This is a genomic window from Mesorhizobium sp. M7A.F.Ca.CA.002.15.2.1, from assembly GCF_003998715.1.
GTDB classification, from domain to species: Bacteria; Pseudomonadota; Alphaproteobacteria; order Rhizobiales; family Rhizobiaceae; genus Mesorhizobium; species Mesorhizobium ciceri.
In genome coordinates this window covers 1-5,902 of record NZ_RZPI01000332.1, presented here as the reverse complement: position 1 = coordinate 5,902, position 5,902 = coordinate 1, and the positions used below count along the sequence as shown (strand labels likewise).

General features: G+C 60.6%; 5 protein-coding genes and 2 pseudogenes. 4 read left to right on the top strand and 3 right to left on the bottom strand.

Features of this window, described 5'->3' with window-relative positions; genetic code table 11:
• Positions 1-624 (top strand): FAD-dependent oxidoreductase (locus ENZ74_RS18775; RefSeq protein ID WP_164761083.1); only part of this gene is annotated, 624 nt, incomplete at its 5' end.
• A 69-nt stretch (positions 625-693) separates the two neighbouring features.
• Here ENZ74_RS18775 and ENZ74_RS35175 read toward each other — a convergent pair.
• The 3 genes and pseudogenes from ENZ74_RS35175 to ENZ74_RS35170 all read right to left on the bottom strand — a co-directional run.
• Positions 694-888, bottom strand: a pseudogene (locus tag ENZ74_RS35175) (DUF459 domain-containing protein); the annotation flags it as partial.
• A gap of 1,181 nt (positions 889-2,069) precedes the next feature.
• Positions 2,070-2,378 (bottom strand): helix-turn-helix domain-containing protein, encoded by a 309-nt coding sequence (locus ENZ74_RS35810; RefSeq protein WP_236473435.1) that lies wholly within the window; start codon positions 2,376-2,378, stop codon positions 2,070-2,072.
• Between the two features lie 62 nt (positions 2,379-2,440).
• Positions 2,441-2,740: a hypothetical protein gene (locus tag ENZ74_RS35170; RefSeq protein ID WP_224571022.1), complete on the bottom strand. Its 300-nt coding sequence runs from the start codon at positions 2,738-2,740 to the stop codon at positions 2,441-2,443.
• A gap of 3 nt (positions 2,741-2,743) precedes the next feature.
• On the opposite strand from ENZ74_RS35170, the gene ENZ74_RS35165 reads away from it, so the two are divergent.
• From ENZ74_RS35165 to ENZ74_RS18750, 3 genes and pseudogenes are all read left to right on the top strand, one after another.
• Positions 2,744-2,986, top strand: a complete 243-nt coding sequence (locus tag ENZ74_RS35165) for a hypothetical protein (RefSeq protein WP_224571023.1) — start codon at positions 2,744-2,746, stop codon at positions 2,984-2,986.
• A gap of 1,053 nt (positions 2,987-4,039) precedes the next feature.
• Positions 4,040-4,261: pseudogene (locus tag ENZ74_RS18755) on the top strand (insulinase family protein); the annotation flags it as partial.
• Positions 4,262-4,318: 57 nt separating this feature from the next.
• Entirely contained in the window at positions 4,319-5,377 is a 1,059-nt protein-coding gene (locus tag ENZ74_RS18750; RefSeq protein WP_024504268.1) for a class I SAM-dependent methyltransferase, read from the top strand.
• The last annotated feature ends 525 nt before the right edge of the window (positions 5,378-5,902 follow it).

The window sequence follows — 5,902 nt, the reverse complement described above, 5'->3', positions numbered from 1 at the left end:
GTGGCGTGGCCGTCGCATCCGATCCTCGCCGGCGGCCAGCATGTCGTCGTCGTCGGCGGCGGCGACACTGCCTCCGACTGCGTCGGCACCGCCTTCCGCCAGGGCGCGGTGCGCGTCACCCAGCTCGACATCCGGCCGCAGCCGCCGGAAAAGGAAGACAAGCTGTCGGTCTGGCCATACTGGGCGACCAAGATGCGCACGTCATCCTCGCAGGCCGAAGGCGCCGAGCGCGAATTCCAGGTGGCGACGCTTGAATTCATCGGCGAAAACGGCCAGCTGACCGGGGTCAAATGCTGCGAAGTCGACGAAAAGCGCAAGCCGATCGCCGGCACCGAATTCGTCATCCGCGCCGATCTCGCGTTCATCGCCATCGGCTTTGCCGGGCCAGCCGCTCGCGGGCCGGTGTCGGAACTGGCCGGCCAGATGAAGATCGCCATTGACAGCCGCCGCTCGAAGAATGTCGAGGCCAATGACCGGGACTACAGGACCAGCGTCGAAAAGCTCTATGCGGCGGGCGACGTGCGGCGCGGCCAGTCGCTGGTCGTCTGGGCGATCCGCGAGGGCCGCCAGGCGGCGCGCGCCATCGATGAGGCGCTGATGGGATCGAGCGTGCTGCCGCGCTGAGTCCGTCTCGAGACCCTACTTGTGCGGCCACCTGAAGGCGCTTTCCGCCCTTCCGCTGCCCCGGGCAGCTTACGGACTGATCGCCGTGGTCGTTTCGGTTGTGGCCCCGGCCGCAGGCTGCCGCCTTGGCGGCCAAGAAAAATCGTCGGCGCGGCCGGGCGCAGCAGCGGGCGCCTTGCCCTCGACGACGAATTTTTCACCGGGCCCGTCCGGCTTGGCCGGCGCTGCGGCACCGAGAAGTTCCGAACCGCCGTCGAGTGCCGGTGATTGCGAGTCGGCGTCGGTAGCCGGGTCGGCGGCCTCAGTCTTTTCCTTCGAGGGTGGACTACGTTACTGGCCAGTACCGGCAACGCATCGAAGGAACTTTACAATCATAAAGGTACGTCACTGGTCTCGCGGCTCACCTATGACGATCTAGACGCGCATTCGAGTCCACAATCCGACTGGCATTTTCGTAAAGGCCTCCTCGGTGCGGGCGGCATCAGGGAGGATTTTCTCATGACGAGGACTTCTTACGGAAATGGGGGGCTACTCAAACACATTCAGTGATCAGCGCGGGGGCGGCGTCAGCTATTTCACCGCCGATCTTGGATATAATTTCTTGAACTCACCGCGCTACCGCATCGGTGCTTTTGTTGGCAACAATTTCTGGCACGAGAGCTACGATGCTTTCGGTTGCACGCAGCAGGCGACCAACTGGGGAACCTGTGTGCCAACCGTCCCACCTACGTCAACCTCTCAGCCAGGACAACGATTGGCATTCGCTGCGACTCGGCTTGGCCGGGCAGACGCAACTCACCGAGCGACTCAGCCTTTCTGGTGACGTGGCGTTCCTCTTCACGCGGCTCGACGGCAAAGAGCAGCACCACATGCGCCCAAGATCAAGCTAATTCCCGAAGACGGCGATGGGCATGGCGTCCAGCTCGAGGCGGTGTTGCGGCCGTGGCGAATAACGGCACCGCTCATTTCGAAGAGGCAATGGGCGGTCGTGGTTCCCCGCAGGCCGACGATTGGAAGGCAAAGCGCTACGGCGTTTTCGTGCAGGCTAGCATCAAGTTCAACTGAGAGAGCAAGAACCGAGGAGAGCGGCGATGCCACTCCAGCTCATTACGATCATTGGATCAACAGAAGGAAGTTTTCCGAAGAGTTTTGCAAGCGTGCGCAAAGTCGCCAGACAAAGTTCTCTCGGTCCATAGTGTACGTGCCGTCACGCCCGTTCTCGACATGGTTGAATGATACGTCCCGCGCGATCGATCAAAGTCGTTTTTCATTGGTTTTCCGGAAATCGCGGGGAGCACAGCGTGCTGTGACCCTCGCCTGCTGGTTTTCTGTCAACGCGCAGATGAGGGAGAATGAGCGTACAGCAAAAATCATCAGTGCTGTCGCTTTCGCCAAAGCCCGCCGCAGCTAAACGGGGTCCCACGCCCGGTAGCGCCCCCTGCCGGTCACCTCACGGATGCCGAGTTCGGCACCAGCCCGAGCGCAGCGCGCTGGCTAATTTTCAGCTCGGCCGCGACCAGACCTGCCGACACCAGCGGCCGCGCCAGCACCAGCTCGATCAGCGCCGGCAGGCTCGAGTTTTTGCGCCGGTTCCTGAGCCGGCGCTCCATCTGGCTTTTGGCCAGCGCCTGGATGATTGCAAGGCTGAAACAGTCGATGGAACGCCCCTCCAGCGAAGCCGAACCGGACGAGGCGCGCGCGCCAGGTCCTTCGGCTGCCATCGGCACGCTGGGTTTAAGTGCTTGGGGTGACACGGCGTGATCTCCGCCGTTGGCGGGAACAGGGCAGTGCAATAGTACTGCCCTGTTCCTTTTGATCAGAGGCCAGTGCGGATTTCTTCGGCAAGCGCCCTCAACGTCGTCTCGACGTCATCGCCGTTTACCATCTTCTGCATCGCCACGGCCCATGCGTTCATGGCTTCGCCGAAGCCGACACGCGGTGTGAAAGCCAGCGCGGCTTGGTCCTGTATCTTTTTGAAGCTGTCAACGAAGTTGTTGAACTCGGGCTGCGAAGCGTACTTAGTCCAGGTGTCGTCTGCCAGGTCGACGTGCGCGGCGGATTGACGAGCTGGCCAGCAAGGGCACCCTTGAGCGCCACCTGCTTGGAGGTGGCCCACGGGATGAACAGCCAGGCCGTGCCCTTCTTTTCGGAAGCCGCGTTCATGGCGAGAGCCCAGATCCAGATGTCAGACTCCAAGCTCGTGGCGCTCGGTGCGTGCAGCGGCGGAGCGAAGGCGATCTTGCCGGATGCCGGCTTCCCCGCAACATCGTTCCAGAAGCCGAACATATTTGAGTCGATCGTCATCGCGCTGCGGCCGGACGCGAAGGAAGGAGCCGCGCACTTCTTGATCATGTCCACGTAATGTAGTCGTATCCAGCATCGGTAAGCTTCCAATCGCTCAGGTATTTGTCCAGCGGCTCCAGGGCGCCACTCGGAGCGAGGTCCTACGCGGGCTGAATGCCAGTGCCGAACACATCCCATGCTGGCGACTTCGTCGTCAGTTGGATCGTCATCTTGTTCCAGTAAGAATCGTCTGGGTAGAGTTCCGGCGTGACCTTGATGCCGGGTCAGCTTCTCGAACTCCGGAAATTGCGCAGCGAGAGCATCCGCATAGGGGTGGATGTCGTAGGCCCAAGTTATGCTGGTCCCTTCGAATTGACGCCAGTTCACGGTGTCGGCAGCGGCCGAATTAGTGAGCGATGCCGAGACGGCAAAAAACGCCAAGTCAAAAGCAAGCTGTTTGCGAAGCGACGCGCACCTGTAACGAGTACGGGGAATGAGCGACCCATGTAATCCTCCCTGGGGCATTTTGCCAATTTTTGGGTCCACTCCTCCATCCCGAGTTCGCTCATAGCCACAATAAGCGGTTTCCAACGAGCTCGCTCTGAATGCACCAGGCCAACTGGGTAAAAACGGGTAACCGGCACTAAAAGGCGTTGTAGTATCGCCACCAGAAATACTGCTCCGTGGTGCTGGCCTTTGCCTGGGGGCGCAACACGGCAACTACCCGCTCAAAACGGTTGGTCCTCTACCTCTTATTCACCGTCGCTTTCCTCGCGGCCTAACCCGGCCGGAATATCCGTTGCCAGAAAAAGGCCTCGCGGCCGGTTCGAGGCTCATCCCTCCTCCGAAGCAGCACGCTCAAGTATCGTCACAAGCCCCGAGCGCTTCGCGTTCGGCGATGTCCAAATTCCGACAATGTCGGATACAGTCAGATCTACTGGATTGCGTTTGAATGGTTTTCTCATTTGGCACAGTACATGCGGGTCATCCGCAAAACACGTGACCGACCAACAAGAGTTCGCATGATCACCTTACCACAACATACAGCCGCCGCGGAACAATCACTTGGCCCCTGATCGCCCACCCCGGCACCACAACCGGAGTCATCGATGTTCTGACAGGCTGCCCAAGGATACCTGCTGCAACAGGGCTTGCCCTGGTGACGACCACTCCGGCTCCGCCGGTTACCGACGAGGGCAAAGTGACGGATTTCCTGCTTTTCAACGGCATGGAGGTGGCTGTCATTCCCGACCACCGCGCCGGTCGTCACCCATATGGTCTGGTGCAGGATCGGCAGCGCGGAATGAGCCGCCGGGGATATCTGCATGTCTTCGAGCATCTGATGCTCAAGGCGCCTCATGACGAGCACGGCTCCGTCGCCTGGAGAGATTGAACCCAAAGGGAGATTCAGATGTCTGAAGCGAATCAGGAAAAGTTGGACGCATTCTTGGGGAAAATGGTCGGCGATCTCGGTGCGATCGCAACGGGCGCGGGAGTCCTGCTGGGGGACAGACTCGGCCTGTTCAAGGCATTGCGCGAAGGCGGCAAGATGACGGCCGCCGAACTTTCGACACGCACCGGCACCCAGGAACGCCTCGTAAGGGAATGGCTTTCCGGGCAGGCGGCGGCGGGTTACGTCGACTACGATGAAGCGAGCGACAAATTCTATCTCAACGCCGAGCAAGAGCTGGTGTTCGCTGATGAAGACAGCCCGGCCTTCATGGCAGGCGCATTCGAGTTCCTGTCCGCGCTGTGGCTCGATGAAGAAAAGGTGAGGCAGGCATTCCAGTCCGGCAAGGGCGTCGGGTGGCACGATCATAGCGCGTGTCTGTTTCGCGGTACGGAACGGTTCTTCCGTCCAGGCTACAATGCCAATCTGATCGACTCCTGGCTGCCGGCCTTGGAGGGCGTCGTCGAGAAGCTCGAACGCGGCGTGGACGTCGCGGATGTTGGATGCGGTCATGGTGCATCGACCGTGCTCATGGCACAGGCCTTCCCCAATTCGCGCTTCGTCGGCTTCGACTATCATGCCCCTTCGATTGAGCGCGCCCGCAAGGCGGCCGAGGTAGCCGGCGTCGGCGTTAACACGCGGTTCGACGTGGCGGCCGCCAAGAGCTATCCCGGAACCTATGACCTCGTCACATTCTTCGATTGCCTTCACGACATGGGCGACCCGACGGGCGCCGCCACCCATGTCCACGGATCGCTCAAGCCGGACGGCACGTGGATGATCGTCGAGCCGTTCGCGCATGATCATCTGGCGGCGAACCTCAATCCCGTCGGCCGCGTTTACTATGCCGCTTCCACTTTCGTGTGCACGCCCGCATCCGTGTCGCAGGAAGTCGGGCTCGCGCTTGGAGCCCAGGCCGGTGAGGCGAGGCTGCGCAAGGTTGTGACCGGCGGCGGCTTCAAGCGATTGCGTCGCGCCGCGGAGACACCGTTCAACATGGTGCTGGAGGCCCGCCCTTAGCGTGGCCGTCGCCAGAAATTGCAGCTCATCGCATTTGATGAAGATCACCGCCAAAAATCCGGACGCATCGGGCACATTTTCAAGGCGTCTGGGTTCACGCAGAGGTCGCTGCCGAGTTGTGTGCCAAGAGTCCCATACGTTGCGGCTCAGAAAGGACCCCACGCACGGCGACGAACATGCCCATAGCGATGGCCGCTATAATCACATATGTCCACCATGGCGCGTTCACAAAGCTGGTAAGCCACGTCGCACCGAACGCGCTTACGACAAAAACGAGAGCCTCGATAAAAAGACTGAGCCTGTACACATTCAGTCGTCTCATCCTCATACCACCCATCCAAAGACTGAGCTTGTTGCGCTACTGCGACAGAGCCTAACATATTGGAGAGTGCTCACTAGTCGACCGTGAACAATCCGAGCCCTAAGCGGCGACCGGCTTCGGCCGGATTTGAAGCAGGGCAATCAAGAGCGACAAAAACCCCTTCAGCCACCTGAGCAGGAGGGAGAAGTTGTAGCCGGCGGCGG

What these genes read in the sequence shown, in the direction of transcription:
- ENZ74_RS35165 (WP_224571023.1), top strand. Translation starts at nt 2,744, where the DNA reads ATGAACAGCCAGGCCGTGCCCTTCTTTTCGGAAGCCGCGTTCATGGCG.
- ENZ74_RS18750 (WP_024504268.1), top strand. Translation starts at nt 4,319, where the DNA reads ATGTCTGAAGCGAATCAGGAAAAGTTGGACGCATTCTTGGGGAAAATG.